This is a genomic window from Paenibacillus taichungensis (genome assembly GCF_050994985.1).
GTDB classification, from domain to species: Bacteria; Bacillota; Bacilli; order Paenibacillales; family Paenibacillaceae; genus Paenibacillus; species Paenibacillus taichungensis.
The window spans coordinates 5,402,378-5,429,297 of the sequence record NZ_CP194720.1 but is presented as its reverse complement, the minus strand read 5'-3'; the positions used below and the strand labels follow the sequence as shown (position 1 = coordinate 5,429,297).

26 protein-coding genes are annotated in these 26,920 nt (G+C 46.8%); 20 read left to right on the top strand and 6 right to left on the bottom strand.

Translation table 11 applies throughout. The features are described from left to right. The first annotated feature begins 30 nt into the window (after positions 1-30). From ACR1R9_RS24400 to ACR1R9_RS24385, 4 genes are all read left to right on the top strand, one after another. Positions 31-3,045 (top strand): late control protein, encoded by a 3,015-nt coding sequence (locus ACR1R9_RS24400; protein WP_433922464.1) that lies wholly within the window; start codon positions 31-33, stop codon positions 3,043-3,045. A 37-nt stretch (positions 3,046-3,082) separates the two neighbouring features. Then, positions 3,083-3,514, top strand: a complete 432-nt coding sequence (locus ACR1R9_RS24395) for a hypothetical protein (RefSeq protein WP_197521557.1) — start codon at positions 3,083-3,085, stop codon at positions 3,512-3,514. Positions 3,515-3,573: 59 nt separating this feature from the next. Next, a complete protein-coding gene (locus tag ACR1R9_RS24390; protein ID WP_433922465.1) occupies positions 3,574-3,954 on the top strand; it encodes a DUF6985 domain-containing protein in 381 nt (126 codons plus the stop codon). Between the two features lie 320 nt (positions 3,955-4,274). Next, complete coding sequence (locus ACR1R9_RS24385) at positions 4,275-5,105, top strand: hypothetical protein (RefSeq protein ID WP_433922466.1); 831 nt, start codon at positions 4,275-4,277, stop codon at positions 5,103-5,105. Between the two features lie 103 nt (positions 5,106-5,208). Here ACR1R9_RS24385 and ACR1R9_RS24380 read toward each other — a convergent pair whose 3' ends face one another. Then, positions 5,209-5,490: a transposase gene (locus ACR1R9_RS24380; protein WP_113055048.1), complete on the bottom strand. Its 282-nt coding sequence runs from the start codon at positions 5,488-5,490 to the stop codon at positions 5,209-5,211. A gap of 397 nt (positions 5,491-5,887) precedes the next feature. On the opposite strand from ACR1R9_RS24380, the gene ACR1R9_RS24375 reads away from it, so the two are divergent. From ACR1R9_RS24375 to ACR1R9_RS24335, 9 genes are all read left to right on the top strand, one after another. Next, positions 5,888-6,076: a hypothetical protein gene (locus tag ACR1R9_RS24375; protein ID WP_017690840.1), complete on the top strand. Its 189-nt coding sequence runs from the start codon at positions 5,888-5,890 to the stop codon at positions 6,074-6,076. 236 nt (positions 6,077-6,312) lie between these two features. Beyond that, positions 6,313-7,074 (top strand): type I methionyl aminopeptidase, encoded by a 762-nt coding sequence (gene map, locus ACR1R9_RS24370; protein WP_099858791.1) that lies wholly within the window; start codon positions 6,313-6,315, stop codon positions 7,072-7,074. Between the two features lie 579 nt (positions 7,075-7,653). Continuing rightward, complete coding sequence (gene coxB / locus ACR1R9_RS24365) at positions 7,654-8,706, top strand: cytochrome c oxidase subunit II (protein ID WP_076290539.1); 1,053 nt, start codon at positions 7,654-7,656, stop codon at positions 8,704-8,706. A 71-nt stretch (positions 8,707-8,777) separates the two neighbouring features. Next, positions 8,778-10,628, top strand: a complete 1,851-nt coding sequence (gene ctaD, locus ACR1R9_RS24360) for a cytochrome c oxidase subunit I (RefSeq protein WP_373561767.1) — start codon at positions 8,778-8,780, stop codon at positions 10,626-10,628. Next, a complete protein-coding gene (locus ACR1R9_RS24355; RefSeq protein ID WP_175382155.1) occupies positions 10,625-11,251 on the top strand; it encodes a cytochrome (ubi)quinol oxidase subunit III in 627 nt (208 codons plus the stop codon). The genes ctaD and ACR1R9_RS24355 overlap by 4 nt, the downstream gene beginning before the upstream one ends. Before the next feature lie 3 nt (positions 11,252-11,254). Next, a complete protein-coding gene (locus ACR1R9_RS24350; protein WP_076290536.1) occupies positions 11,255-11,575 on the top strand; it encodes a cytochrome C oxidase subunit IV family protein in 321 nt (106 codons plus the stop codon). A gap of 106 nt (positions 11,576-11,681) precedes the next feature. Next, complete coding sequence (ctaG, locus tag ACR1R9_RS24345; RefSeq protein WP_163758915.1) at positions 11,682-12,605, top strand: cytochrome c oxidase assembly factor CtaG; 924 nt, start codon at positions 11,682-11,684, stop codon at positions 12,603-12,605. A 36-nt stretch (positions 12,606-12,641) separates the two neighbouring features. Further along, the gene (locus ACR1R9_RS24340) at positions 12,642-13,106 is read left to right on the top strand and encodes a DUF420 domain-containing protein (RefSeq protein ID WP_024632131.1); all 465 of its coding nucleotides are present in this window, start codon (positions 12,642-12,644) and stop codon (positions 13,104-13,106) included. Between the two features lie 111 nt (positions 13,107-13,217). Beyond that, positions 13,218-13,589, top strand: a complete 372-nt coding sequence (locus ACR1R9_RS24335; RefSeq protein ID WP_099858788.1) for a hypothetical protein — start codon at positions 13,218-13,220, stop codon at positions 13,587-13,589. 106 nt (positions 13,590-13,695) lie between these two features. Here the strand turns inward: ACR1R9_RS24335 and ACR1R9_RS24330 are convergent, their stop codons facing one another. Next, on the bottom strand, positions 13,696-14,028 hold the full coding sequence (locus ACR1R9_RS24330; protein ID WP_433922467.1) for a hypothetical protein: 333 nt from the start codon (positions 14,026-14,028) through the stop codon (positions 13,696-13,698). 230 nt (positions 14,029-14,258) lie between these two features. On the opposite strand from ACR1R9_RS24330, the gene ACR1R9_RS24325 reads away from it, so the two are divergent. From ACR1R9_RS24325 to ACR1R9_RS24295, 7 genes are all read left to right on the top strand, one after another. Next, positions 14,259-14,999 (top strand): hypothetical protein, encoded by a 741-nt coding sequence (locus tag ACR1R9_RS24325; protein ID WP_099858786.1) that lies wholly within the window; start codon positions 14,259-14,261, stop codon positions 14,997-14,999. Positions 15,000-15,091: 92 nt separating this feature from the next. After that, complete coding sequence (locus ACR1R9_RS24320; RefSeq protein ID WP_076290740.1) at positions 15,092-15,481, top strand: GntR family transcriptional regulator; 390 nt, start codon at positions 15,092-15,094, stop codon at positions 15,479-15,481. A 15-nt stretch (positions 15,482-15,496) separates the two neighbouring features. After that, positions 15,497-16,393, top strand: a complete 897-nt coding sequence (locus ACR1R9_RS24315) for an ABC transporter ATP-binding protein (protein WP_310854418.1) — start codon at positions 15,497-15,499, stop codon at positions 16,391-16,393. Between the two features lie 20 nt (positions 16,394-16,413). After that, the gene (locus ACR1R9_RS24310; RefSeq protein ID WP_024632126.1) at positions 16,414-17,316 is read left to right on the top strand and encodes an ABC transporter ATP-binding protein; all 903 of its coding nucleotides are present in this window, start codon (positions 16,414-16,416) and stop codon (positions 17,314-17,316) included. Next, positions 17,309-18,604, top strand: coding sequence for an ABC transporter permease (locus ACR1R9_RS24305; protein WP_433922468.1), 1,296 nt, complete (start codon positions 17,309-17,311; stop codon positions 18,602-18,604). The genes ACR1R9_RS24310 and ACR1R9_RS24305 overlap by 8 nt, the downstream gene beginning before the upstream one ends. A 178-nt stretch (positions 18,605-18,782) precedes the next feature. After that, on the top strand, positions 18,783-20,003 hold the full coding sequence (locus ACR1R9_RS24300; protein WP_433948872.1) for a TraB/GumN family protein: 1,221 nt from the start codon (positions 18,783-18,785) through the stop codon (positions 20,001-20,003). Positions 20,004-20,466: 463 nt separating this feature from the next. Further along, on the top strand, positions 20,467-21,696 hold the full coding sequence (locus ACR1R9_RS24295) for a glycosyl hydrolase family 8 (protein WP_433922470.1): 1,230 nt from the start codon (positions 20,467-20,469) through the stop codon (positions 21,694-21,696). Positions 21,697-21,953: 257 nt separating this feature from the next. On the opposite strand, the gene ACR1R9_RS24290 is transcribed toward ACR1R9_RS24295, so the two are convergent. From ACR1R9_RS24290 to ACR1R9_RS24275, 4 genes are all read right to left on the bottom strand, one after another. Continuing rightward, on the bottom strand, positions 21,954-23,279 hold the full coding sequence (locus ACR1R9_RS24290; RefSeq protein ID WP_433922471.1) for a 6-phospho-beta-glucosidase: 1,326 nt from the start codon (positions 23,277-23,279) through the stop codon (positions 21,954-21,956). A gap of 54 nt (positions 23,280-23,333) precedes the next feature. Next, a complete protein-coding gene (locus tag ACR1R9_RS24285; protein WP_433922472.1) occupies positions 23,334-24,326 on the bottom strand; it encodes an N-acetylglucosamine kinase in 993 nt (330 codons plus the stop codon). Between the two features lie 33 nt (positions 24,327-24,359). Continuing rightward, positions 24,360-25,367, bottom strand: a complete 1,008-nt coding sequence (locus ACR1R9_RS24280) for a LacI family DNA-binding transcriptional regulator (protein ID WP_099858779.1) — start codon at positions 25,365-25,367, stop codon at positions 24,360-24,362. Between the two features lie 131 nt (positions 25,368-25,498). Further along, complete coding sequence (locus ACR1R9_RS24275; RefSeq protein ID WP_076290525.1) at positions 25,499-26,881, bottom strand: ABC transporter substrate-binding protein; 1,383 nt, start codon at positions 26,879-26,881, stop codon at positions 25,499-25,501. Between the last annotated feature and the right edge of the window lie 39 nt (positions 26,882-26,920).

The window sequence follows — 26,920 nt, the reverse complement described above, 5'->3', positions numbered from 1 at the left end:
GATGCAGAAGGATAAGAAAGGGGGAACACTGTGCAGACCTCGGAAAAATCAACGCTAACCTATGGGGATATCCATGTCCATTGGCCGTATGGCAAGATACGCCTGGATAAGCTGGAATTGATCCAGCAAGCAGGGGCACATGGTCGGTTATCCTTCAGTGGATGGGTAGATGAAGAATGGGAAGAAACCATTATCCAGAAAGCTGGGAGTCACGATCGAGTCGGATTCATCCAGATAGATGAATCCGGAAGGGAGTTACCCCTGTTCAAGGGACAACTCCATGAGATCAAAGTCGAAGCCACCAGGGGGATCGTATATGTGATGGCTGTAGTCATCTCACATACCTATGAACTGGATGCCTTACAGAGAACGAAATCCTATCAGAACGAGAATCTACGTTATTTGGACATTGTTAATCGTGTTATGAAGGGTTATCCTGAAGGAGACTATATTGATTTTGCCTTTGATGAGACAAAGACGGGCGCTTTTATTATGCAGTATCAGGAGACCGATTGGAGCTTTCTGAAACGGCTCGCTTCTCATCTGGGAGCAGATCTGGTGCCGGATGTGACTGCACACAAGCCCAGGTTCTGGATTGGTTATCCAGAAGGCAGAGGGGCATTTGAGCTGAAAGACATCCCTTTCGAGAAGAATCGTAATATTGAGCGTTTTTTACATACCGAAGCCCAAGGGAAACATGCGGTAACCGAGGAGGAGTATACAACGTATACCTTCGACCTGGGGCAGGAGCTTCAATTGGGGGATGAAGTATCCTCTGATGGTCGTATCTACAACATAACCTCTCGCCAGGCGATGCTTGAACGGAGCTTGCTACAGTGGAAATATACATGTGCATTGCCAGCATCGCATCCACTGCCCAGACAGCTTCAAACGATGATCACTGGTGCTGCTATCGAAGGGAAAATCATTGATGTGAAACGTAACCAGGTGAAGGTTCATCTGGATATGGATGAGGGTCAGCAGGCTGGGGAGGCACGCTGGTTCCCGTATGCCGCGGAAGGCAGCCAAGTATGGTACATGATGCCCGAACCCGGCGCGAAGGTGAAACTGTATTTCCCAAGTGCAGAAGAAGACGAAGCCATGGTGATGCAGTCGGTTCGTCAGGAACCGACGGAAGCGGGACATGTGGAGAAGAGCGGCAAAGTGATGCAAGACCCGGGTGTAAAGTCTTTCGGTAACCCGCAGGGGAAATCGTTCACCCTTGGCGACAGCGAACTTGTCATGAACGCCCAAGAGGGCGCCTTGTATATCTCGATGGCTGCGGGTAACGGGGTTACATTGAACAGCACAACCCACGTGCAGATCCAATGCAGGGGTGACCTGAACATCAGCGGAGCTAGCATCAGTCTTGAGGGTACAGAAGGTCTGTATATTCAGACGATGACAGATCATGTGGAACTTGTAGAAGAGGTTAATGGAAAGAGTGAGAATGTAGTCCTGGAAGCCGAGATCCATCGTTCCTTTGACATGATTCAGTCTGCGTTCGACCAGAGTCTGGCCAGTATGGGAGAGAGCGCGCTGAAGGAAGCGCGGCTGAAACGAAACTGGGAAGCACGTGAAAAGGGCAAATTGGACGGTGTGATCGAAGAGGGGAAAAGCCTGCTCAGTATGGTCGGTGATGTGGCTGACCTTGCATTTACAGGGATCGTCGGGGGTGACAATGCCCAGGGATTATACAGCTGGGTAAAGGGAAAAGAAGTAGGGTCATTAACGGAGCGGAATGCCACGGTACAAGGAACGATTACGGGCGTAAATAACGTCATTGATTATACAGGAGACTTGGTCACGGGTCAGAAATCAGGGAAAGAGATCTGGCAGGATGTATCCAGTGCGGGAGAAGCGTATGCCAAGCCGTTCATGGACCTGAAAGGCGAAGACTACCGTACCATGCTGACCCTGACGGAACAGGAGAGCCACGACGCAGGGTTAAACGATGTTGGTGCTACGATGCGAGTCGTGGATACAGCGGGGGCCATATTTGGCGGGGCATCCTTGGTCAAAAATGGCGTCAAGGTGCTCAAGGGTGGTGGTAAGAAGTCTGGCCATGCAGATGGAGATGGAGCCAAGGGCGGCGTTCCGCATGGTCATGGAGATGGGCCAGATGGAACCCCAGGTGGTGCTATGAAGGATGGCAAGCTCAAGACCAATGCAGCATTAATGCCTTCATCTCTCGCAGAACTGGGAGAACGAATCAACCAGGCTATGGGTAAAATGACCGCAGGCGCAGCAGCCAGTGTTCCATGGCGAGTTCAGCGGGTGAGGCTGAGCAACGGCCAGACCGTGCCTATGATTGTGAAGAATGACAGTCATAGATTCTCGGATACAGGTGGGAATCATGGGAAAGGCAGTGATTCTGGGAGTTCGAAGGGATCGCCGAGCACATCTCATGTGGATTCGAGAGAGAGTAGTTCGCCATCGAAAGGAACCGTTTCTAAAGAATCGTCTAAGACGTCTCCAAACGTTACGCCGGTTAAGCCGAAGGATGCATCTAAACCTAAAGATGCTCCGTCATCGAAAGATGGAACTAAGGCAAGGGATGGGAAAACTGAGGGGACGGGTGAAATTCCAAAGATTAAACTTACCGAACCTTCTTTACCAAAGGATAGCAAACCTAAAGGGAATTACGGAGAAGGAGATTCTCATGGAATAAAGAAACAAAATGAAACTGCCGATGTATTGGCTGATAATGGATATGATATTAAGATGTTAGATGAAATTGATGGTGGAAATGGTCATGGAATTGCAGAAGGTTCAAATCCAGATTTTCTAATCGAAGGAAATGTATTTGATTGTTATGCACCAAAACCAGATGGAAAAGTACAAAGTATAATTAAAGAAATAGCAGGAAAGACGAAGAAACAGTCTGAAAGAATTGTTTTGAACTTAGACAACTTTCCAAATGAAAAAGTTATTGAAATTATCGAAACAATTTTAAGAAAAGCAAATCCGAATGGAGATTTAAAAAGACTAGAAGAATTAATTCTAGTGAAGGATGGAAAGATTACAAGAGTATTTGGAGGTTAGAAGTGAGATGGACTGTACGTTATTCTTAGTCTCAAATTTGGATGAGGAAGCACTTAAAAGAACAATTTATGACATAGTATGCGATACAGTTGAAGATAAAGTAACTAACTACGAAGATTTTTCTCGTCTTAGTTGTAAATACTTCACACTTGATATTGAAACAGAAGATATTATTAGTATTGATTTTTTAAGAGAAGAATATGCGATGGGAATTAATGTGGAAATTGGAATTCAATTATTTGGGAAATTGTTTGAAGAAGGATTAGAAGTGTTGTTTAAAATTTTCGGTAATATTTTAATGTCTTTCAATCCTGACATGGTGTTTGTGGAAAATGGTACAGATCAAATATTCAGAAAAGAGAATACTACTGTAATCATAAATACAAAGCTAGATCAATACCAGAAAAAGTATCTATCAAATAAGATAATTACTTTACTACGATTTCCTTATATTTTTCAGGAGATATAATCATTTAGGTGGAGTTGGAGAACATAAAATTAAAGAGAAGCTATTAGGAGAGTGATGGCATGGCTAACCTTAACCATGAATTATTCGGTATTCGGTGGAGTTTCTTACGATTTATATTGGAACGGACAACAGAAAATAAAATATTTGGAAAAGAGAAAGTCATAATTTTAAGTATTGATGGAAATGAAGAAGGCGAATTTCACGATGTTCAAAAAGAAGCATATACCAATCTTGATGAAAATATGGACGATGTTATAACTAAAGTAGAAGAGGATATTTTTGACTATTATCAAGAAGTTTACATGGATTATAGTGAAATTGTGGGAGAGCATGAATCTGAATCTGACAAGTTTGCACCAATCATTGAAAATAAAGAAGAGTTAGGTCACTTAGTTGAACCAACTCAATTGATTATCAGAAGAGTAAGGAATGCCTTTTAATTGTACTTGGAAAATAGTACATGGGCTTGCTGTGAAATTGAGCATGAAGAAATAGTTGAGGTAGGCTTCCAAGATATAGTTCTATAGTAGTCTGAAATGCATACCCAGTGTCGAATGATTGAACTTTTCAACTCGTTAAATAGAGTCGATTGCATTCAACTAAAATACTTGCTTTATAGCACTCCGGGTCTGACAACGATACAACCAACAACACCACAATGCGAGGAAGCCATCCGTATTGTGGTTTTTTCCCTTGTCTAAACTCCCACCAGTTTCAAATTTCGAGCGACCGATTCCAAGAGGGCGCCTTATATATCTCGATGGCTGCGGGTAACGGGGTTACATTGAACAGCACAACCCACGTGCAGATCCAATGCAGGGGTGACCTGAACATCAGCGGAGCTAGCATCAGTCTTGAGGGTACAGAAGGTCTGTATATTCAGACGATGACAGATCATGTGGAACTTGTAGAAGAGGTTAATGGAAAGAGTGAGAATGTAGTCCTGGAAGCCGAGATCCATCGTTCCTTTGACATGATTCAGTCTGCGTTCGACCAGAGTCTGGCCAGTATGGGAGAGAGCGCGCTGAAGGAAGCGCGGCTGAAACGAAACTGGGAAGCACGTGAAAAGGGCAAATTGGACGGTGTGATCGAAGAGGGGAAAAGCCTGCTCCGTATGGTCGGTGTTGTGGCTATAGGCGGTATCTATGTATTGTTAATCAAAAGCATGCGGAATGAGATGCAGCGAGTATTCTACATCGCAGATAATGAAGCATCGGAGACAACTGGCAGTGAGGCAGTGTTATCTCTATTATTGAAGGCCGAGATGGAAGGCCTCTTTGCACAAACGGCTGAACAGGTTGCGGAATATCAATATAACAAAGAGCTGTATGAGGAGTTTAGAAAACGGATTTCTGCCGTTCCAACTCAGGAAATTCTTCGTATTCAGCGGGTACAGGAAATGAATGATACTCAAAACCGTACCTACCATCCTCCAATGAAGAATCGCATCGAATTGATACGTGAGCACGGGGCGATGATTCCTGCGTATCGGCCCGATGCTGCTAAAGAACGAAGAATCAATGAGGAGTTTCGACAGCTGGAACAGCGTTCCCAGAAAATTCTTCTTAACGATCTAAGGGATGCAAGTTAACCCTCTGTATTCTCAATTGCATATAGTATAGAAAACAGGGCAGCACCAACCAATAATTGGTATGATGCGCCCTAGTTTTAAAGTGATTTATTGCGTTTAGAACTTAACGGTCGCCACGCTGAAAGTGTCTTCGTGGATGTGTGGTCTTGCCAATCTTATCGGTGTCATTCTCTTTAGGAACCAAGCGCTCGTCAGTACGACCTTCGTGATGGTTGTCAAAAGCGAATTCTGTCAGTTCCCATTCTGTCTTGCCCAGAACGGGATCGGCCGGGAAGTGTTGTCCCCGATGTAGATGTTCTTCTTGTCCAGCCTCATTGGTGTATATTCCGTCCACTTCCACCTTTTCATGTGAAAGGGGCAGCATTTCTTTATCTTTCTCAGCCATGAAACAACGCCTCCTTAGATCCCAGTAATTTAACTGTATGGGTTGTCCGTGATAATATCCCCCGAATAGTACAGTGTTATGCTGGATATATTAATTCCGTATAGAAGCAACGTTTTTATAACATATGATTCGGAATTAAACTTTTTGGGCATAAAAACCGTTATAAATATTAGGTAAAATCGTCAAGTCGTAAGATACTTCCGAATATGCTACAATAAGATTATGATTCATTCCGAATCATATCGGGTATTTATAGTGTCAGGTACTTGCTTAAGCAAGGGTTCCCGACCTAAAGCTTGCTTTGAGCCGCGCACACAACTTCATGGATGGCATTTAAGACTTATTCGGCATTCTCTAAACGGAGCATTCACTTTCAACGTTTTGGGAGGGAATTACAATGGCAACGAAAGGTCACAATGAGGTCAAAGAAAGTTTGAGGGAAATGACTCGGATTTTCCGTCCTAAAGATCCAAAAAAATTCGTGAAGGAGTACGTGAGAAAATACCGGATTACGGGTGGATACGAGGAAGAATTGACTTCTGTGGTTGAGCATGAGCTTGTCAAGATGGATTCTTCCGTGTCCTGAAACACACACAACTCTGATTATACTGTTCCGATATGAATAGAACCGTCTCCCGGGCGTTAAGCTCCGGCAGACGGTTTTTTTTGTTTAGAAAATTGTATATATATATTTTTCCAAAGATGAACCAGCTCGTCCAAAAAATAAACTCAATAAGCTGTTAAGCTTTCCCTCTACTTTTGGGGGCTTTGTTTCGATCCTACTGCATATACATGGAAGTACAGATATGGCAGGAAGGATGAATGCAGGTGGACCCTATTTTAAAAACAAAAGAAGAGATTGGCTACATGCGGGAAGCGGGGCGAATCCTGCGAAGCTGTCACGAGCATATTGAAAAGTGGCTGGCCCCCGGTGTAACAACAGGAGATATTGATGAACGGGTGGAGGCTCTTCTAGCTGAAAGAGGAGCTACACCTGAGCAAAAAGGGTACAAAGGTTATCCTTACGCTACATGCGCTTCAGTTAATGAGGTGGTTTGCCACGGCTTCCCTAATGACCGGAAACTGGCCGAAGGGGATGTGGTGACTATTGATATGGTGGTAAACAAAGACGGCTGGCTTGCCGATTCTGCATGGACGTATGGGATCGGTGAACAACGCAGGTCCATACGCAAACTAATGAATCGAACCGAAAGGGCGCTTCATAAGGCGATAGCACAGGCTGTGCCAGGAAATACGCTGGGGGATATCGGTAACGCGATTGAACGGACAGCAAGGCTGTATCGCTACGGGATTGTGAAGCCTCTGATTGGCCATGGGATCGGTCAATACATCCATGAACCCCCGAACGTCCTCCCTTATGGGAAACGCAGGACGGGCATGATGCTGACAGAAGGCATGGTCATCACCATTGAACCCATATTTACAAAAGGCAGTTCAGGGGCGGTTGTATGGGATGAGGATGGCTGGACGGTGAGAACAGTGGATGGAAGCTGGGGCGTCCAGTATGAGCATACGATTGCAATCACAAGTGATGGTCCTCTTATACTAACTGACGGTACTTAGACGCTGTATCTATGGAAAGCTGGTAAGAAAGTTGGTTAATGGTGGCCGGGATGTTCAATAGGTCAGGCTCCATGCCGTTTGGTTCTAAAAGGGAGCGGTATGGGGCTTTACTACGGCTTCCAGTAGTTGTAAAAGAGACAACCTACTGCATGCTTTTCTTTTTTGCATAATACTGCATGTTTTCAATGTGAGAAATATCGGCAAAAAAATCAATTTCATCACCGAAATTTGGCAAAAATTTTCAAAAGTAGAGAGTAATATTTTTAACTGAAATCGGTTACAAATCAAGTTGTGGTGCGGTTTTTTACATATAGTGAACAATTTGTGAACATGTGTCCAAAGATTGACAAAATCATACCCTCAACTTATATTTAATAAGTGATTGAACCATATAGAATGAATTGGAAGAATGCGCAGACATGCCCTTAGCAGGAAATGACGGGAGTGGTGGAAGCGTTATTTTTGTAAGCATTCTGTATGTCGGACAGGATTACGTGTATCGTGCTGAAATGAACTGATTTGAGTTTTTTCGGGCGACAACGGCAATCTACGAAAATGTTAAAAAAGTGGGGTAGATCAATGATGAAACAGTGGCAGGTTGCAAAGCGAATTCTCCCCTTGCTGGCGGTGTTCTCTTTGCTGCTATCCGCATGCGGGCGGGAAGACTTGTCGGTAATGAAACCTCAGGGTCCTGTGGCGCAAGGCCAATATGATCTGATGAAGCTGTCCATTACGATTATGATCGTAGTGCTCATCATTGTATTTGCTATTGCTGCGTATGTGTTGATCCGGTTTCGCAGACGAGCCGGGCAGAATGAAGTGCCCGAACAGGTTGAAGGTAATTTCAAGCTGGAAGTAATATGGACAGCCATTCCGTTGTTGCTTGTTATCGTTCTGGCAGTACCGACGGTAAAAACGATTTTTGCCCAAGGCGAAGATCTGTCCAACGACAAAAATGCAATTCAGGTCAAAGTCACCTCGCATCAGTACTGGTGGGAATTCACTTATCCTCAATATGACGTAACCACCGCTCAAGATCTCATCATCCCGACCGGAAAGAAAATCGCATTCGAATTGAAAACCGCTGACGTGCTTCACTCCTTCTGGGTGCCGTCACTTGCGGGTAAAATGGACACAAACCCGGATGGAACGCTTAACAAGTTCAGCTTCTCGGCGCCAAATGAAGGCGTTTACCGAGGGAAATGTGCTGAATTATGCGGCAGGTCACATGCCTTCATGGAATTCAAGGTAAAAGCGGTCAGCCAGGAATCCTTTGACAAATGGGTCAATGAAATGAAAGCTCCGGCGGTACTTCCGGAAGATACCCAATTGGCTGAGAAGTTCAAAACGAACTGCCTTTCTTGCCATGCAGTTGGGGATCAAGGCGGGCCAGTTGCGCCTAACCTTACAGGTATCGGTGGCAAGCAATCCGTGGCAGGTATTCTGCTGAACCAGGGCGAAGGCCAGGAAGACGGTAATCCGGTGCTGGACAACATGAAAGAATGGCTCCATGATCCACAATCCGTGAAGCCAGGCAATACGATGCCTAATCCGAAAGACCTTGGACTCACAGATGAAGAAATCGACGGAATTGCCGAATATTTGGCCAACTACAAATTGGACTATGAATAGAACAGCAAGGACGAAGAAGGGGGTACACAACCTTGGCTCATGCTCATAGCGTCAAGCGGTACAGGGGCTTGATGGATTGGATTACCACCGTCGATCACAAAAAAATCGCCGTGCTCTACTTAATTGCAGGTGGATTTTTCTTTGGAATCGGCGGCATTGAAGCCATTTTGATTCGGATTCAGCTCATGAAACCGATGAATGATTTTGTGTCGGCGCAGGTCTTCAACGAATTGATTACGATGCACGGAACAACAATGATATTCCTTGGTGTCATGCCTATTATTTTTGCCGTTATGAATGCCGTTGTGCCTTTGCAGATTGGGGCACGGGACGTTGCTTTCCCTTTTGTTAACGCGCTTGGTTTCTGGACGTTCCTGTTTGGCGGACTGCTCTTGAACCTGAGCTGGTTGATGGGAGGGGCACCGGATGCCGGCTGGACTTCGTATACGCCACTATCTGGCAGCGAGTACAGTGGCACGCACGGTGTGGACTTCTACACGATAGGTCTCCAGATCGCCGGTCTAGGGACACTCATCGGGGGCATTAACTTTCTCGCCACCATCATTACGATGCGTGCGCCGGGAATGTCCTATATGCGGATGCCGATGTTTACCTGGACCACATTTATTACATCAGCCATCATTCTTTTTGCATTCCCTGCCATTACGGTAGGACTTGTACTGTTAACGTTTGACCGTATACTGGGGGCGAATTTCTTCGATGTTGCAGGTGGCGGTAACCCGGTACTCTGGCAGCATATCTTCTGGATCTTCGGGCACCCTGAAGTATACATTCTCATTTTGCCGGCATTTGGTATTATCTCAGAGGTTATTCCAACCTTTGCACGTAAAAGATTGTTCGGTTACAGCTCCATGGTATTTGCAACCATCCTGATTGCCTTTCTGGGATTCATGGTATGGGCGCATCACATGTTTACGACAGGTCTGGGGACAGTCGCCAATGCATTGTTCTCGATCTCAACCATGCTGATTGCTGTACCAACAGGGATCAAAATATTTAACTGGCTCTTTACGATGTGGGGCGGACAGATCCGTTTTACGGCAGCAAACCTGTTTGCTGTCGGATTCGTTCCAACCTTCGTTATGGGCGGGGTAACGGGTGTCATGCTGGCCTCTGCGCCTGCGGATTTCCAGTTCCATGATACGTACTTTGTTGTAGCTCACTTCCATTACGTTATCGTTGGTGGATTGGTGCTAGGTTTGTTCTCGGGGCTACATTACTGGTGGCCGAAGATGTTCGGTCGTGTCCTGAGCGAAACGCTCGGAAAATGGACGTTCTGGACGTTCATGATCGGTTTCCAACTAACGTTCTTTGTACAGCATTTCCTTGGTTTGATGGGGATGCAGCGCCGGATCGTTACATATTTGCCGAATCAGGATTTCGACCTGCTCAACCTGGTCAGCTCCGTTGGTGCATTCCTGATGGGTGTTGGGGTTATCATGTTCCTCGTGAACATCGTGATCACAACGAGAAAACCAGCAGACGCACCGAATGATCCGTGGGAAGATGGCCGTACGTTGGAATGGTCGATTCCTTCTCCGCCGCCGGAATACAACTTTAAGCAGACGCCTCTGGTACGTGGAATCGATGCATATTGGAAGGAAAAGATGGCAGGACATACGGAGATGACACCGGCTGAACCTGTAGGTTCGATCCATATGCCGTCAGCGACGCCGCTACCGTTTGTTATGTCTGTCGGTATATTCATTGCAGGACTTGGTCTCATGTTCAGCAAAGATGATTTTGGCAATGCGTTTATGAACGGATTGTTCAACAATTATATTGTGGTCATTATTGGCCTTCTGATTACATTTGGTGCGATGGCACTGCGGTCACTCTACGATGACCATGGCTGGCATATTGAACCGGAGGATCAGGATGAGAAGGGGGTTAGAACATGACAACTTCACATGCCGAACCGGCAAACGGCAAATTGCCGCATGAGCCGGAGAAAGCAACGTTGGAAGGACGCAACAAGCTTATTGGCTTCTGGTTGTTCCTTGGCGGCGAGACCGTATTGTTCGGAACCCTCTTCGCAACCTTTTTGGCCCTCCGCGGCCAAACGAATGACGGACCGACGGCGAATGAATTGTTTCATCTGCCACTCGTGGCTGCCGCAACCTTTATTCTCTTGGTCAGCAGTTTGACAAGTGTATTCGCTATTCAGGCTATGCACCGTGGGAAACGTAACGCTCTTGCATTATGGTTGGGAATAACCGTTCTGCTGGGTCTCGGATTTCTCTGTATTGAAATTTATGAGTTCTATGAATATGTGGTGCATAAAGAATTCGGGATGACCACAAGTGCATTCAGCTCAGCGTTCTATACACTGGTTGGGTTCCACGGAGCGCACGTTGCATTTGGTATTATGTGGATCGGGCTCATTATTGGGCAACTGTTCAGAAAAGGATTAACGGTCGTAACTGCACCTAAAGTATACGTCTCCGCAATGTACTGGCACTTTATTGACGTGGTCTGGGTGTTTATCTTTACGGTCGTGTACCTGCTCGGAAAGGTGGGGTAACACATGTCGGTACAGGATAAGAGTGATCAGCAGCCTGTGAAGCATCGTCACCGGGCGGAAGGTCCACAGAAACACGTCGTTGTTTTTATCTTCTCGATCGTCCTGACGCTAATTGCGTTCGCGGCTGCTGCCGCGGGAGGAGTTAATACGACCTTTACCATTATTATATTGGTGGTTATGGCGATCCTGCAGGTGTTTGTACAGCTCGGTTACTGGATGCACTTGAAGGATAAAGGGCATTTGATGCCGATTCTGTTCATGTGCTTCGGATTTTTCGTAGCTTTTACGTGCATCATTATGGCACTCTATTGGGTTTGGTGGTAAAAGAGATGGCGGCGGCGCAGTGTCGCCGTCTTTTCCCCTTTTAGGCGAACCAATCCGTCAATGGATTTAGGCAACAACCAAATCAGGTCACGGGGAGGTCTCCCGTATGCTCGGGTTGCAATATTTTAGTTTCAACGATTTATGGAGTCCACTTATTCTGGCGTTGTTCCTGCTCATTGCCGCAGCTTACCTGGTGCTCGTTGGTCCTTTCAGTGAGCGGATCAAGGGGGCAGATCAGGCCACGGCTGCACAGAAAATGATGTTTATCACAGGGCTTACGGTGTTGTATCTTGCACAAGCGGGGCCATTCAATCTGCTGGGGCATGTGATGTTCAGCTTCCATATGGTGAGTATGGCTCTGTCCTATCTGGTAGCGCCACCGTTACTGATGAAGGGATTGCCCCTTTGGGTATGGCGTGGGATCATCCGGTGGCTGCCGACACGGCAGTTATCTTTTTTGGCGCATCCAATCGTGGCGGCTGTGCTGTTTAACGGATTGTTCTCGTTATATCATCTACCCGTGGTACATGATTACGTGATGTTAAATTTTACGGTTCATCGTTTGTATTACATTGTACTTTTTATTACTTCCATGCTGATGTGGTGGACGCTGCTCAATCCGTTGCCGGAAGGTAGACAAGCTTCGGGATTGTCCAAGATTGGATTTATTTTTCTGAACATGGTGCTTCTGACACCAGCTTGTGGACTGATTATTTTTGCCTCCGAACCGTTGTATGCGACCTACAGCAATCCTGCCGTATGGGCTGAGGCAATGCGGTATTGTGTATCTGGCGATTCTACGGCATTGCTGCGTTCGTTCGGTGGACCGGCGTTCTTCAACTTCCTATCTTCTGCCAAGGAGGATCAGCAGGTGGGCGGTATTTTGATGAAATTCATACAGGAAGGCATCTTTGTTTCCATGCTCGCGTATGTCTTTTTCCAATGGTACCGCAAGGAAAAACGGGAAGATGATGATGATCCTTACCCTGTAGAGAAAACGGGAGGACCGCTTAATCCTGCAGCGAAATAACACAAGTTTTGTTTGGACAAGAGGGGGAAACACACGATGGATATGTATTTTCTGCTACCCACGATCAGTACTTCTTTCATTGTGATTAGCGCGGTGCTGGTTGGAATTGGCTGGGTGCTAATTATCCGTGGCAAACGGGAGGCGCACCAAACCGCGATGATTGCAGGGGCCATTGCTGCCCTTCTGTTCTTTGTCATTTATATGTCTCGTACCATCTTTGTCGGGAATACGGCTTGGGGTGGGGACCCGGAGATGGAGATTTTCTATCGAATATTTCTGATCTTTCATATTATCCTTGCCACGGTGGCAGCGGTCTTCGGCATTTCCACTTTGGTGCTTGGGTTCAAAAAGAAATTCAAGACACATCGCCGCTGGGGAAGATTTACGTCCATGATCTGGTTTAGCAGTGCTATCACAGGCGTTATTGTATACGTTCTGTTGTACCTGCTGTATCCTGGTGGGCACACACGCCCGGTATGGGAAGTCATCCTGGGTGTTTAATGTGATGAATTGAATTCTTTGAAAATATGAAAATGGATGTATCCACCCGTGGATTCGTCCAAGCTTCCTCTCGCATTCATTCATAGAATGAGATCGAGAGGGGGAAAACAAATGAAAAAAACAGTCCATGTCAGTCAAACGTATCCACGTCTCACGGTGTATTCAGAAGAAGATTATCGCGAAAGAAGCAGAGTATATCGTGGTAACACGGGTCTCCGTAATCTGGATAACATTCTGGGTGGGGTAGAGAGCCTGCGTTTCTTCTCGACAAGCTCGAATGCAACGCTGGTTGTGTTTACGAGACCTAACTTTCAAGGCGGATTCCGCGTCTTTCGCGGGAACACCAACTTGAGAGATTTGGATGATCTGATTCGTGGCAATGATGTGGAATCTTTGATTTCCACCAATCAACGGCTTACTTTGGCCGAAATTCGTGCGATTCGCAGTAATCGCAGCCTGCCAAGTGGCTACAACCTCGTTTAAGGATTAAACCTCTTCAGTATTCAGGTGCCGGAAAAAAGAAAGAGCTGTTTCGAATTGTGTTCGCACAATATCGGATACAGCTCTTTTTTTGATTTGAGGAGTCATCTTAATCTCCACCGCCGCCGCTGTCGCCACCACCACTATCTCCACCACTGTCGTTGCTGCTTCCGCTATCATTGCTGTGATGATGATTAGATTCCGAAAAAGAATCACCATCATGATGCTTATGATCGTGTGTGTGTTTGGAATGTTGAGTATTGGAGTCATCATTGGTGGTAATGACCGGGTACGCCGGAGATGAGTCGGTGTAACCGTTGGTACGCCGCACACGATGTCTGCCTTTTTTGGCAGAATGTCGTTTGGGTTCGTCGCGAACAATGAGCCAGATGACCACGATAAGGAAGAGGAGCACAAACCCGATCTCAACTAGCCAATCCATAGGTGAATCAATCCTTTCTATCTATCTCTGCAGTATCTCTATAAGTGGAACGAATGATTTTACAATGAATCATTGTATGTTCAGAATCAAGTTTTATTTTATCGTAACACTGACCTGAATCCCATCCATTCTTCCTGATTCAGGAAAATAAGGGGTTGACGGGAATAGGAAGTGGTCTATATACTGTGTATAATGATATATACAGTAGATACAGTGAGCAAGGAGTTCCAATGACAGATGGAAAGGCAGGCAATGATATGAGCGCATGGAAGCAGGCGTGGTGGTTGACCCGCAGTGAGATGAAAAAGGATAAGCTCCAATGGCTGTGGACTGCAATTTTTATGATATACACGGGTGGCATGAGTGGTGTGATGTTATTAGGACAACAGAAGACCGATTTCATTAATCCTGTTGTAGATACTTTCTTTTTGATCATGGTGCCATTTCAGGGATTCGTGTTCAGCAGACGATCTTTCCGTTACATACAGGAGGATTCCTATACACAGATGTTGGCCTACTATCGCAGACTTCCTATTCCAAACGAGACAGTGATGTGGTCGAGACTTCAGCAGTCTCTGATGGCGTTTACGTATAATGGTATCTTTTTCTATGGATCACTGTACGTTGTCGGGCTGCAAGAGGAAGGGTTCCGGTGGGATCAGTACCTGGCCTTTGGTATAACTTGTACAGGTTACGGACTTCTCATGACAGGTTTATATATTTACGGAGAGTTTTTGCACAGTGGTAAAAAATATTTGCTTCTCAGTTCGCTGTTCTTGCCGCTTACAATCATCATATCCTTGCTGATTCGAACGTCGGGCCGTTACGGTTTTTCGATTGTAATTGATATGAGTAAATCATGGGGGCTGCTCTCCCCGATTATGTGGGTGGCTTTGGTGGCTGGCATAGCAGGATTATGGCTTTTCAGTCGGTTGACGCTGAAGAAACTTTCCACTCGGGATTTGAGTTAACGGTATGAGGGATGAACGCAAAAATGAATATAGGATGAAACCGGCACGAACAGGTAACAGACTGGAGTGTACCGGAGGGCGAGGTGCAAGATGTGAAAATACCCATTCAAATTAATGAAAATAGCGCTGAACCTTTATACCACCAAATTGAAAATCAGTTAAGATCGTTAATTGTTACGGGTCAGTTGGGGGAGGGAACACATTTGCCGTCCATTCGCGAATTCGCCGGATCACTGAATTGCAGTGTTATAACGGTTAGACGGGTCTATCAGGATCTGGAGAATGAAGGTCTGCTTCGTACGAAGCAGGGGACAGGTACATTTGTGGCCCAGGTAGAAGCTGGCGACAGAGAACATTATCGATTGAAGGCCGCGCAGGAAGCAATGCAGGCAGCGGTGCAGTCCGGAAAATCGGTAGGATGTACGGAAGAAGAACTGGAGAGTCTGTTCCGGGAAGTCCTGAGGGCTGTTTACTCGAATTGAGGGAGTGATTCATACATGGAACCCATCGCAGTTCAGTTGAGCGGCGTATCCAAAATGCGAAAACGCAGAGTTATTGGCCCGATCGATCTGACCATCCCGGAAGGGTATGTAGTTGCTATTCTCGGTCATAACGGTTCAGGTAAAAGCACACTTCTTAACATGCTACAACAAGTGGTACTGCCTGATGCAGGGCAGATTATATGGTTTGGGAAGGAACATGAGGGGCCTCTTCCCATTGAACTGAGACAACAGATCGGTTTTGTGGCTGACAACGCTGGGCTCGAAGAGAACCGGATTACTGCACAGGAAGCAGCTGATTTTCGGGCCTACTGGTACCCGCGTTGGGATATGAAGTTGTTCAACCAACTGATTCACGATATGGAAGTACCTGTTGATGTGAAGCTGAACAAGATGTCCAAGGGAGAACGACGGAAATTCGAAATCGCAGCTGCAATCGCAGCTCGCCCAAAACTATTGCTTTTGGATGAGCCTTCATCCGGACTGGACCCCTTTGCCTGGAAAGTGATGGTCGAGCAGTTCCGTACCTTCATGGCTGAGGGCGACACCACGATTCTGATTGCCACACATATTGCGGATGAAGTCAAAAGGCTCGCAGATTACATCGTATTGATGCACCGTGGTCAGTCCCTGGGGATGGCCGAGAAAGATATGGTGCTCGATCAGTGGAAAGAAGTCTGGTATGAAGGAGATTTACGACCAGAGAGTATCCCTGGGGTTGTGGAATCTTCTTCTGAAGAGAGAGGACTGGTTCGCGTCATAACAACCCGGGTCAGCGAAGCGCAGGAAAGGCTGGAGCTGGCAAATAACCGGGTATTGAAGATCCGTAACTTGGAATTGGATGAAGTCTTGGCATTCTGGATTGCCGGGTATGCACCCGTACAGTGGAAATAACCGAAGGGAGACGATAAATGATGAACCGATTGGAATTGAAGCAGGTAGTTAAGCAATACGCAGACAAAACGGCAGTTAATGGTGTGACGCTTAATGTGAAAGAAGGGGAGATTTACGGTCTGCTCGGAGCCAACGGTGCTGGTAAAACAACAACGATGCGTATGGTGCTTGGGCTGATCCACCCGGATGGCGGAAATATCCAGTACAACGGCAAACCTTATAGCACAGAATTGCAGCAGATTATGGGATATCTACCAGAAGAGCGCGGTTTGTACCCAAAGGTAAAGGTTAGTGAACAGATCAACTATCTGGCCCGTCTGCGCGGCATGAATGGAAAGGATGCGGATCAGAGCCTGAAGTACTGGTTGGACCGATTCGAAGTGCCGGAGTATTACGACAAAAAGATTGAGGAACTATCCAAAGGGAATCAGCAAAAGATGGGCTTTATTGCCGCAGTGGTCCACAGACCGCAAATTCTCATTTTGGATGAAGCCTTCAGCGGACTCGATCCGGTCAACGTGGAATTGCTGAAATCCACGGTGAAGGAGTTGCGTGACGAAGGCACAGCCATTTTGTTCTCGACACACCGTATGGAGCACGTTGAAGAATTATGTCGTCAGATAACAATTCTGCATCGCTCCAATACCGTTGTGCAAGGAGAGATTAAAGAGATCAAGAGCCGTTATCCACGTGAGCATGTATTCCTGAGCACCACAGGTAATGTGGGCGGTCTGGAACAGTTGCCGGGTGTGAAAAAGGTAGAGCAAAATGAGCGTGGATACCTGATCCATATTGGTCAGATGGAAGCAGCTCAGGAAATTCTGAGAGCAGCCATGGCTCAGACGACCGTTGAACATTTTGAAATCAAGGAACCAACGCTTAACCAAATCTTTATTCGTGAGGTAGGTGAGTCGAATGAATAAAATGGGGACAATTATCGGATTTACGTTCAAAAACAAAGTAAAAACGAAGTCTTTCATGGTAACGACTATTGTACTTGCACTTTTAATTACGATTGGACTCAATATTCCATATTTCATTACCTTATTTAATGGTGGTCCCATCGGTGGAGGCTCGAGCACGAATCCGGTGAATATCGGTCTGCTGAGCACGGGACAAACGGAGGTAGCTGAGAAGCTGGAGACATACTCCTCCGCACAAGGTAACCAGACGTATCGTTTTGTTAACGACGCGAGTAAAGATGAAGCGGCCCTCAAAGCCGATGTGGAGTCGGAGGTTTTGGATGGGTACCTGAAGTTTGAACCTGTTGCGGGGCAAGATTTCCCACAGCCGGTCTTATATTCAAGCGATGATATCTCCCCGCAGGTTATAGCACCTATTGAAGCTGCACTGCAAATTGTAAAGCTGGATGTGGTAGTGAAGGATACACTCACGGCGGAGCAAAAACAGCTCATCAGTACGCCAGTAAAACTGACAGAACAAAGCCTTGATTCTGGCCAAAGCGGAGCTGCTGCGGAGTCGGAAGGTACCATGAGTGGCATCAACTACATTGTGGTATACCTGCTGATTATCCTGTTGTTCACATCAACGATGATGACAGGTAATATGATTGCTTCCGAGATTACGGCCGAGAAGAGCTCGCGTATTATGGAGATTTTGATTACGAGTGTTTCCCCGCTCAGTCAGATGTTTGGTAAAATCATCGGTATTTTCATGGTAGGTTTGCTGCAAATCGGTATTTTCGGTGCAGTAGTTGCTGGAAATATGCTGTTACCGCATAACCGCGATGTATTGAGTGATTTCAACATGAACCTGGGTGATGTGAACGTCGCAGTCATTGTATATGGACTCATCTTCTACATTCTTGGTTACTTCCTGTATGCGGTGATGTTCGCGGCCATTGGTTCGATGGTGAGTCGGACAGAAGAACTGGGTCAGGCCGTATTGCCGATTACAATGTTGTCCCTGGTTTCCTTCTATATTGCAATTTTCAGTATTGCTACACCGAACATCCTGTTGTTGAAAGTAGCAAGCTTCATTCCGTTCACATCGCCAACGGCAATTCTGGTACGGATTGGGGCAGGCGTTGCGCCAACCTGGCAGATCTGGACGTCCCTGGCCATTCTCGTGGTATCGATTATGATCTTCGGCTGGCTCGCAGCGAAAATCTATCGTACAGGTGTGCTGATGTATGGTAAACGCCCAACGTTCAAGGAATTGTTTAAAGCGATGAAGGCGTATAAGATCTGATCCAAGTTTACAAAACGCTTTGTGCTTGATGCTTTGCCTGTAGTGTTTTGATGTGTCAGTAAAATAATTTAATTGGAGCAGGTGCTGCACTCAAGAAAGTCGGTGTGGCACCCATCTCTAACTTCTCTTCTAGTGAACATATCTTTTCATTATTTCATTCTTAAGGAGAATACATGATATGAAAAACTGGAAACGCATGCTCTTATCCCTAACTATATCGGTCGGTTTGCTCGCATCCGCAGTACCGGCTATGGCCTCTCCGCAAGAGACATCGGTAAAGGTGAATGACGAAACGGTTGAATACACGACGGGTGCACCGATTAACAATAAAGGAACAACACTTGTTCCGCTTCGTTCCACGCTGGATGCGATGGACGTGAAACTGACGACAGCAACAGATGATACGATTACAGCCGTCGTTAACGGCAAAACGATTACTTTGAAGAGCAAGCTTACACGCATTAATGGCGTAACCTATGCGCCGATTCGCATTGTCGGGGATGCAACTGGTTATGAGGTCCGTTGGGATGCTGCTACACGCACAGTGCTGCTGGTTTCCAAAGGTGGCGAAACAGAAACTGTTCAAACCGGTGGACGTGGCTACATGTGGGAAGTCGAAAGCAACGGCAACACCGTGTACCTGGTAGGTTCTATGCATATTGCGGATGAAAGCTTTTATCCATTGCGTAAGGAGTTTGAAGAAGCTTTTGCCGAGGCGGATTACCTGGGCGTAGAGATCGATATCAGCAAAGCGGCTGAAGAAGCGCAGCAGAAGATTGTTCTGGATCTGGGCTCGTATCAGGATGGCACAACACTGAAAGATCACATTTCCAGCGAGACGTATACTCAACTGGGCAATATTTTGAAGCAAAGTGGATTGGATCCGAATGCACTGGATACCTTTAAGCCCTGGGTAGTAGAGAGCACATTAGCCAGTCTCAAGTCTATGAAAGCGGGCTATGAAGCTTCTGCGGGGGTTGATCTGTACTTCATACAGAAGGCAATTGAGCGCAAACTTCCGGTGATCGAGTTGGAATCCTATGAATCTCAATTGGGAATGTTCAATGACTTCTCTAAGGAGCTGCAAGAGAAAACATTGAAAGCAACTTTGGACAATTTCGATGTGTTGGATGACAGCGTGAATCAAATGGCCGAAATGTGGAAGACAGGGAATGACGAACAACTGCTGGAGCTGACGAACAGCTTCTCTGATGATGAAGAATACAACAAAGCAATGCTGATCGACCGTAATGTGGGAATGGCTGATAAGATCGATGGTTACCTGAAAAACGGCAAGGGTGAAGAGTACTTCATCGTGGTTGGCGCAGCGCACTACTTGGGCGATCATGGGGTCGTGAAGTTGCTGAAAGATAAAGGATATACAGTGATACGAAAATAAAAGAATCAAAGCCCTTTTATGGGAGCCTGGTATTCTTCTCACATGGTAGACAATAGTGAAAAAAGAGATCGTATAAAAATCCCCTCAAGCACTGGAAGCTTGAGGGGATTTTTGTATGCCTGCGAAGAAGCAAGTAGTCATCCATACGTGAGTGAATGAAGGCTTGATATTAATTAGGGTAAGAAACCCCCGTGCATTGATTTCCGTTTTTTTACTGGCAAATGTCGAATCAGGACTTTAGATTCAATCTCAGAAATATCTATTTACAAATATTAGAAGAGCAATTAAAATAAATGTAAGCGTTTTAAAAGTTAAAGCGCTTTAACTTTTAGGTGGAGGTGATTGTGTCTCGCAAGGCCAATAATGAATCATGGTTTTTTCCTCAAGATGCTGCATTGAATTTTCGGCTTAAAGGTTATGTCATGGATCAAGACCCATTTGGACCTAAAAGGAGCGTAAATTTATGAGAAAAAATAGGAGATTTTCGGTTAGCAGCAAGGCTGTTATGATGTGTTGTCTCGCTTTTCTTCTGGTTCCAGCGGGCTTTGCTTTCGCAGCTCCAAACAAGCCGTTCCCGCAGCACACGACATATACCAGCGGCTCGATCAAGCCTAATCATGTTACGCAAAGTGCGATGGACAGCTCCGTTAAAGCGAAATGGGACAGCTGGAAATCAGCTTATCTGAAAACGGCGGGCACGGGCAAATATTATGTGAAATATCAGTCCAACGGGGATACTGTATCTGAGGCACATGGGTACGGAATGCTGGCAACGGTTCTAATGGCCGGTTATGACGGCAATGCACAGGCCTATTTCGACGGACTTTATCAATATTATAAAGCTCATCCGAGCGCCAACAATTCGAAACTGATGGCTTGGAAACAAAACAGCAGCTTCCAGAACATTGAAGGTGCTGACTCGGCCACGGATGGAGACATGGACATTGCTTATTCGCTCCTGCTTGCGGACAAGCAGTGGGGTAGCAGCGGCAGTATCAACTATCTTCAGGCCGGCAAGGACATCATCAATGCCATCATGCAAAGTGACGTGAATCAGTCCCAATGGACGCTGCGTCTTGGCGATTGGGCAACGGACAACACCTTCAAAAATGCTACCCGTCCATCGGACTTTATGCTGAATCACTTGAAGGCGTTCCAGACAGCAACGGGTGATGCCAAATGGGCGAACGTGATCGACAAAACCTATACCATTATCAACTCCTTATACAACGGGTACAGCTCATCAACCGGATTGCTTCCAGACTTCATCGTTCTGTCTGGCTCGACATACAAGCCTGCTTCAGCCAATTTTCTAGAAGGGGCGAACGATGGCAGCTACGATTACAACTCATGTCGTACGCCTTGGCGGATTGCAACGGATTACCTGATGACTGGTGACAGCCGGGCACTCAATCAGCTCAATCAAATGAATAGCTGGATCTCAGCCAAAGTAAGCGGTAACCCTAGCAACGTAAAGGATGGTTATAAACTCAACGGCACGGTTACAGGTTCTGGCGGCAGCGGGGCGTTCTATGCACCGTTTGGTGTCAGCGCTATGACCTCGTCCGTGAATCAAAACTGGCTGAATTCCGTCTGGACCAAAACGGCCAGCAGCTCCAATGAAGGCTACTATGAAGACAGCATCAAGCTGTTCTCCCTGATCGTGATGTCCGGCAACTGGTGGACATACTAAGCAACTCATCATCCGTTGGTTGCTCATATGCAAGTAGGCAGGGAGAGTTGCTCCCTGCCTGCTTTTTAATATGGATGGAGCTAGCTAGGAGAATGATTTAATGATTGATTTGAGCAAGCGATATAGATAGGAAAATGCCTAGAAACGACAAACCGCCATATCTCAGGAAATCCTGTTATATGGCGGTTTCGTTTAATGTGAAAGTACGTCGATAGACGTTTTTCTTATGGTATCAGGACGAATGGATGATAGCCGAATTATGCATTAGCTGCAGATTCAGTAAAGAACTGCGGTAAATATTCCTTGTTGGCTTCGAGCATTTCATCCAGCATCTGAATCGCCACTTCGACCGAAGGGACCAAAGGATGATGGGCCAATGCCTGTATGGCCAATCCACGATCGCCGGTCACGGCAGCATCGATGGCGAGGCGCTCATAGGTTTTAACCGCATGGATCAGTCCAACTGCCATTGGAGGAACCTTGGTTAGCGGAAGGGGCAGTGGACCGGTTTTGGTGACCACGCAGTTGACTTCAATACTGGCATCGTTTGGCAGGAAATCAATGATACCTTGGTTGGCTACGTTCAACGTCTGAATGTCATTCGTTCCGTTGTACAGTGAGCGCATCAGGTTTACGGCTGCTTCGGAATAGAAGGCGCCACCCCGCTGTTCCAACTGTTTCGGTTTATCTTTCAGGTCCGGGTCATTGTAAAGCTCGAACAGTTCTTCTTCGACGCGTTTAACCACTTCCGCACGGTTACCACCTGTTTGTAAGGATTCCAACTGCTCTTCAAGCATGGCATCGGTCATATAGAAGTATTTTAAATAGTAGGAAGGTAGGGCATGCAGGGATTGCAGGAATTCCGGATTCCACTCCCGTGCAGGTACGTTCTTCGCGCTGTAACCGGCTGTATCAGCCAGCATGTCATCCAGTTTGTCTTCTCCGTTCACATCAATACGCGTAATCCAGTGGAGATGGTTCAGGCCAACAAACTCGGCATAGATGCGGTCCGCTTCTACGCCGTATTTGGCTGAGGTTTGCTTGATTAGGCCGATTGGTGCATTACAGAGACCAATGCTTTTAACGTTGGAGTACTTCAGAATGGCTTCCGTGACCATACCCGCCGGATTCGTAAAGTTCAGAAGCCAGGCATTAGGAGCGAGTTCTTCAATATCACGACAGATATCAAGCAGGACCGGAATCGTCCGCAGCGCCTTCATCATGCCTCCGGGTCCGGTGGTTTCCTGTCCGATCACACCGTATTTCAGGGGGATGGATTCATCGCGGCCACGGGCGTCAAGCATGCCGACACGCATTTGAGTGCTGACGAAGTCCGCACCCTTGATGGCTTCGCGGCGGTCGAACGTCAAATGTACTTCAATCGGCAGACCCGATTTCTCCACCATACGTTTGGCCAAGTTGCCGACAATATTTAGTTTGCGTTCTCCCGGCTCAATATCTACCAACCACAGCTCTCGTACAGGAAGCTCGGCATGATGGAGGATGAACCCCTCAACAAGCTCCGGAGTATAGGAAGATCCACCACCGATTACCGCTATTTTTAGCCCTTGTTCATATGCCATTTTGCACACTCCAGTCTTTTAAGAATTTATTATGATGACAGTGTTTATAGACGTTTATCTTGTTGTTTGCTTAATATGTTCGAAGTCACGGAAGGCCCTCATTTTGTCATATACATCCTGGCTTACCGCATGTCCGGCCGCATCCATAGCAGACCATAAGGCACCGACAACAGGCTCGGTTGCCAAAGTTACAATGGTCGCATTCGGAGCGACGGTTGCAACAGTCTGTTCAATTTTACTGTGAATCCATCCACGATCTCCCCTTGTTAGCAGACTTCCTGCTAGTATAACGTCAAAGGCGTCCTTTTCCATTCCAAGTTTATGAATCACCGCAGCCGCTGATTTGCCAAGCTCTACGCCTTGACGGTTCAGGATTTCCAGAGCTACAGCATCGTCCTCTGCGGCGGCTTCAAACAGCAGCTTCGCTGCATGGACAGGCACATGCTTGCCATGATCCTGAAAGTCATCGAACATGTCGCTGACACTGTTATACCCAAGAAAGTTCAACAGCAGGGGAGTCAGGAGCGTTGGCCGCTCACGGCCGTCCCAAGAACGGATGACAGAGCGGAACACCTCAATATTGAGGGAACCGCCACCGCCGAAATCGCCATACATATAATCAAAACCACCGACCTGCACATGTTCTCCTGCCGGATTACGGCCTGCAGAGTTGGTGCCTGTGCCGCAGATCAGTGCGACCCCGTAAGGTCGGTTCGTGCCTGCGCGCAGGCTGATCATGGTGTCACAGTTAATCGAGTAATTCTGGGTGAATCCGATTCCCTGAACTAGAGGGTGCAGGATTCGGTAATCTACTTCCCGATCTGCTCCTGCAAGTCCGAAATAGGTGTGCGAGATTTCATGAATCCGAAGTCCTGCCTCGTTCAGAGCTCTTTCTGCAGCTTCCCGTATGCTTTGTGCGGCCAAGGCGTGGTCAATCTGGTGATTGCCGTTGCCGCCCACGCCTTTGCCAAGCACATTGCCGAAGTCATCGGTCAGCAGGGCGTATGTTTTTGTTCCTCCCCCATCGATTCCCAAGTAGTAAGCCAATGGTCGTCACTCCTATATATAAGGTTATATTTTTTATCCGGTCGTACCTTTTGTTGGTGATCCAGTAGATTCTCGCACGATGAGTTCAGGATCGATCCTTACATTAGCCCCGCGTTTCATCGTACCGTCCATGCGTTTCAGCAGCATATCGGCAGCGGCAACCCCAATGCGGTCGGCAGGCTGCCGGACCGTTGTCAGATGGGGGTGCAATTTGGATGAAATATACTGATCGTCATAGCCGACGATAGCTACCTGTTCAGGCACCTTGATGCCTTCTTCCATGAGGGCGTTCACGACCCCAAGCGCGATATGGTCATCGCCCGCGAACACCGCGGAAGGAAGGCGTCCCTCGCGCAGCCATTTGCGGCAGATGTCATAACCAAAATCGATTTCGAAATCGCCCGTAGTCATTTCAAACGGAGCCAGATTTTTTTCCTTTAGTGCCTGCAGGAAACCGCTGCGACGCTCTCTCGTACTGCGGAACATGTTTTGTCCGCTTAAGTGCGCGATGGAGGTATGGCCGAGATCAAGCAGATGCTTCGTAGCGGCATAGCCACCTTTGTAGTTGTCGATCGTTACCGAAAAAGTATCATTCTCCGGCTTTTGATTGTCGATGAGGACATAAGGAATATTGCGCCGCTTCAGTTCCACGATGTAGTTATCCTCTTCCATCGGCGAGAGCAGAATAAGTCCGTCTACCCGGTCCTCCTGGATCAGGTAATGGGTTTCATCGGAGCCGATGCCGGTAGAGACCGAAACGGCAAGAAAATAGCCGTGAAGTGCAAGCACTTCGTTCAGCTCTTTAACGACGGTATCAAAGAAGGAATCCTGAAGAGTGGTCATGATCAAGCCGACGATTCCTGTCTTACCGCGGGCTAAACTCCGCGCAGCAGCGTTGGGATGGTAATCGAGCTCCTTGATAGCCTCCAGAACCTTTTGCCTATTTTTCTCTCGTACGGATTCGGCACCGTTTAAGACGCGAGAGACCGTTACGACGGAGAGCCCTGATTTCTTTGCAACATCAAATATACTAACCTTCATTGTTTATTCTCCTTGCGGCAGATTTTCCGTACTTTATATTGACTTAACATTAGTATACATGTACGGAGGCTTAGCCGCGAAGCTAATTTGATAGATGCACCGCCCCTTGCGGGACGGCACAATGTTTAGCGTTAACGTTTGATAATTTCCATGACCTTTTTCTGAATCGTCGGCATTACTTCTTCAACGGTACTGTGTCCGGTATCAATCGGCTGCATCTCGTTGATGAACATGTCGTTGATCTGAGAATAGTGGGTGATCAGGTGGTTGTAGGATTCAAATCCGTATTCCACAGCGCCCTCGTAAACCTTCTTCACATCTGCCGCATCAATGCCGTCAAAATGCTTGTAATAGGTTTCGGCTGCCTTCGTATTTACAGGAGGGTTACCACCGCTCAGGTCGATGGATTTTTCCTGAATTTCGTCGCTGACGAGATACTTGATCCATTCAAAAGCTTCCTTCGGATGTTTGGAGCCCTTCAGAATCAAGAGTGGATCGACGAAAAGCACGCTGCGGACCTTGTCATTGCCGCCGGCAGGCACTGCGGCTACGCCAACCTTGAAAGGGAAGTCATTGGAGCCCGCAAGGCTCCATGAGCCGCTGACGGTCATACCGACCTTGCCGGTTACGAATGCATCGCCGTTTTGGCCCGCTACGCTTTTGCTCCATTCCGTAGTCGGAGACACTTTATCTTTTAAGATCAGGTTGAACAGCTTGTTATAGGCTGCGATGACTTCAGGCGAATCGAAATGAGTCTCAGATGGTACGCCGCCGTTGGTCCAGGTATCCTGGGAGTAGGGTTCGGCTCCGAAATAGAGCGGGCGCATATCGCGCTCGGACCATGTGAAGTCAACGCCATATTGAGTTTTGGCAATATCATTGGATACATGCGTCATTTTCTTCGCGTCTTCGACCATTTTGTCAAACGTCCAGCTCTTGTCCTCGTAATCGCTTGGAGGGTAAGGAACATTGGCAGCGTCGAACATGTCTTTGTTGTAGAGCATCAGAGAGACGTACATGTTGACCGGAATACCGTAGACTTGGTCTTTGACGGTGTAGATTTTCATAAGATCATCCGGGATGTTGTAGTCGGACGCTTTAAATCCGTCTTCCTTAATAATGTCGTTCATGTCGAGCAGCATGTCTTTGTTGTAATACTCTGCAAAACCGCCGTATCCATAATGGCTTGTGACGTCAGGCGATTTGCCCCCGGCAATCAGTGTTTGGAGTTTACTGTCGAATTGCTCGTAAGGAGCTTTCTCGACTTTTACCTTAATATTTGGATGTTGGGCTTCAAAATCCGGAACGAGCTTTTCGATAAAGGTGCGATCCTCGGAATCGATGGTGTAGTGCGTTATGGTTACTTGCCCACCTGAGTTAGCGCTATCGCCATCGTTACCAGGTACGACATCTCCTGCTGATTTACCGCCACTACAGCCGGACAATGCCAATACGACGAGCATGCTGGTCGCAAGCAAAAGTGTAAAAGACTTTTTGATCCTTATCGTTTTCATGAACTACAGTCCCCCATATATTCAAGTTTTTTTGCCGCC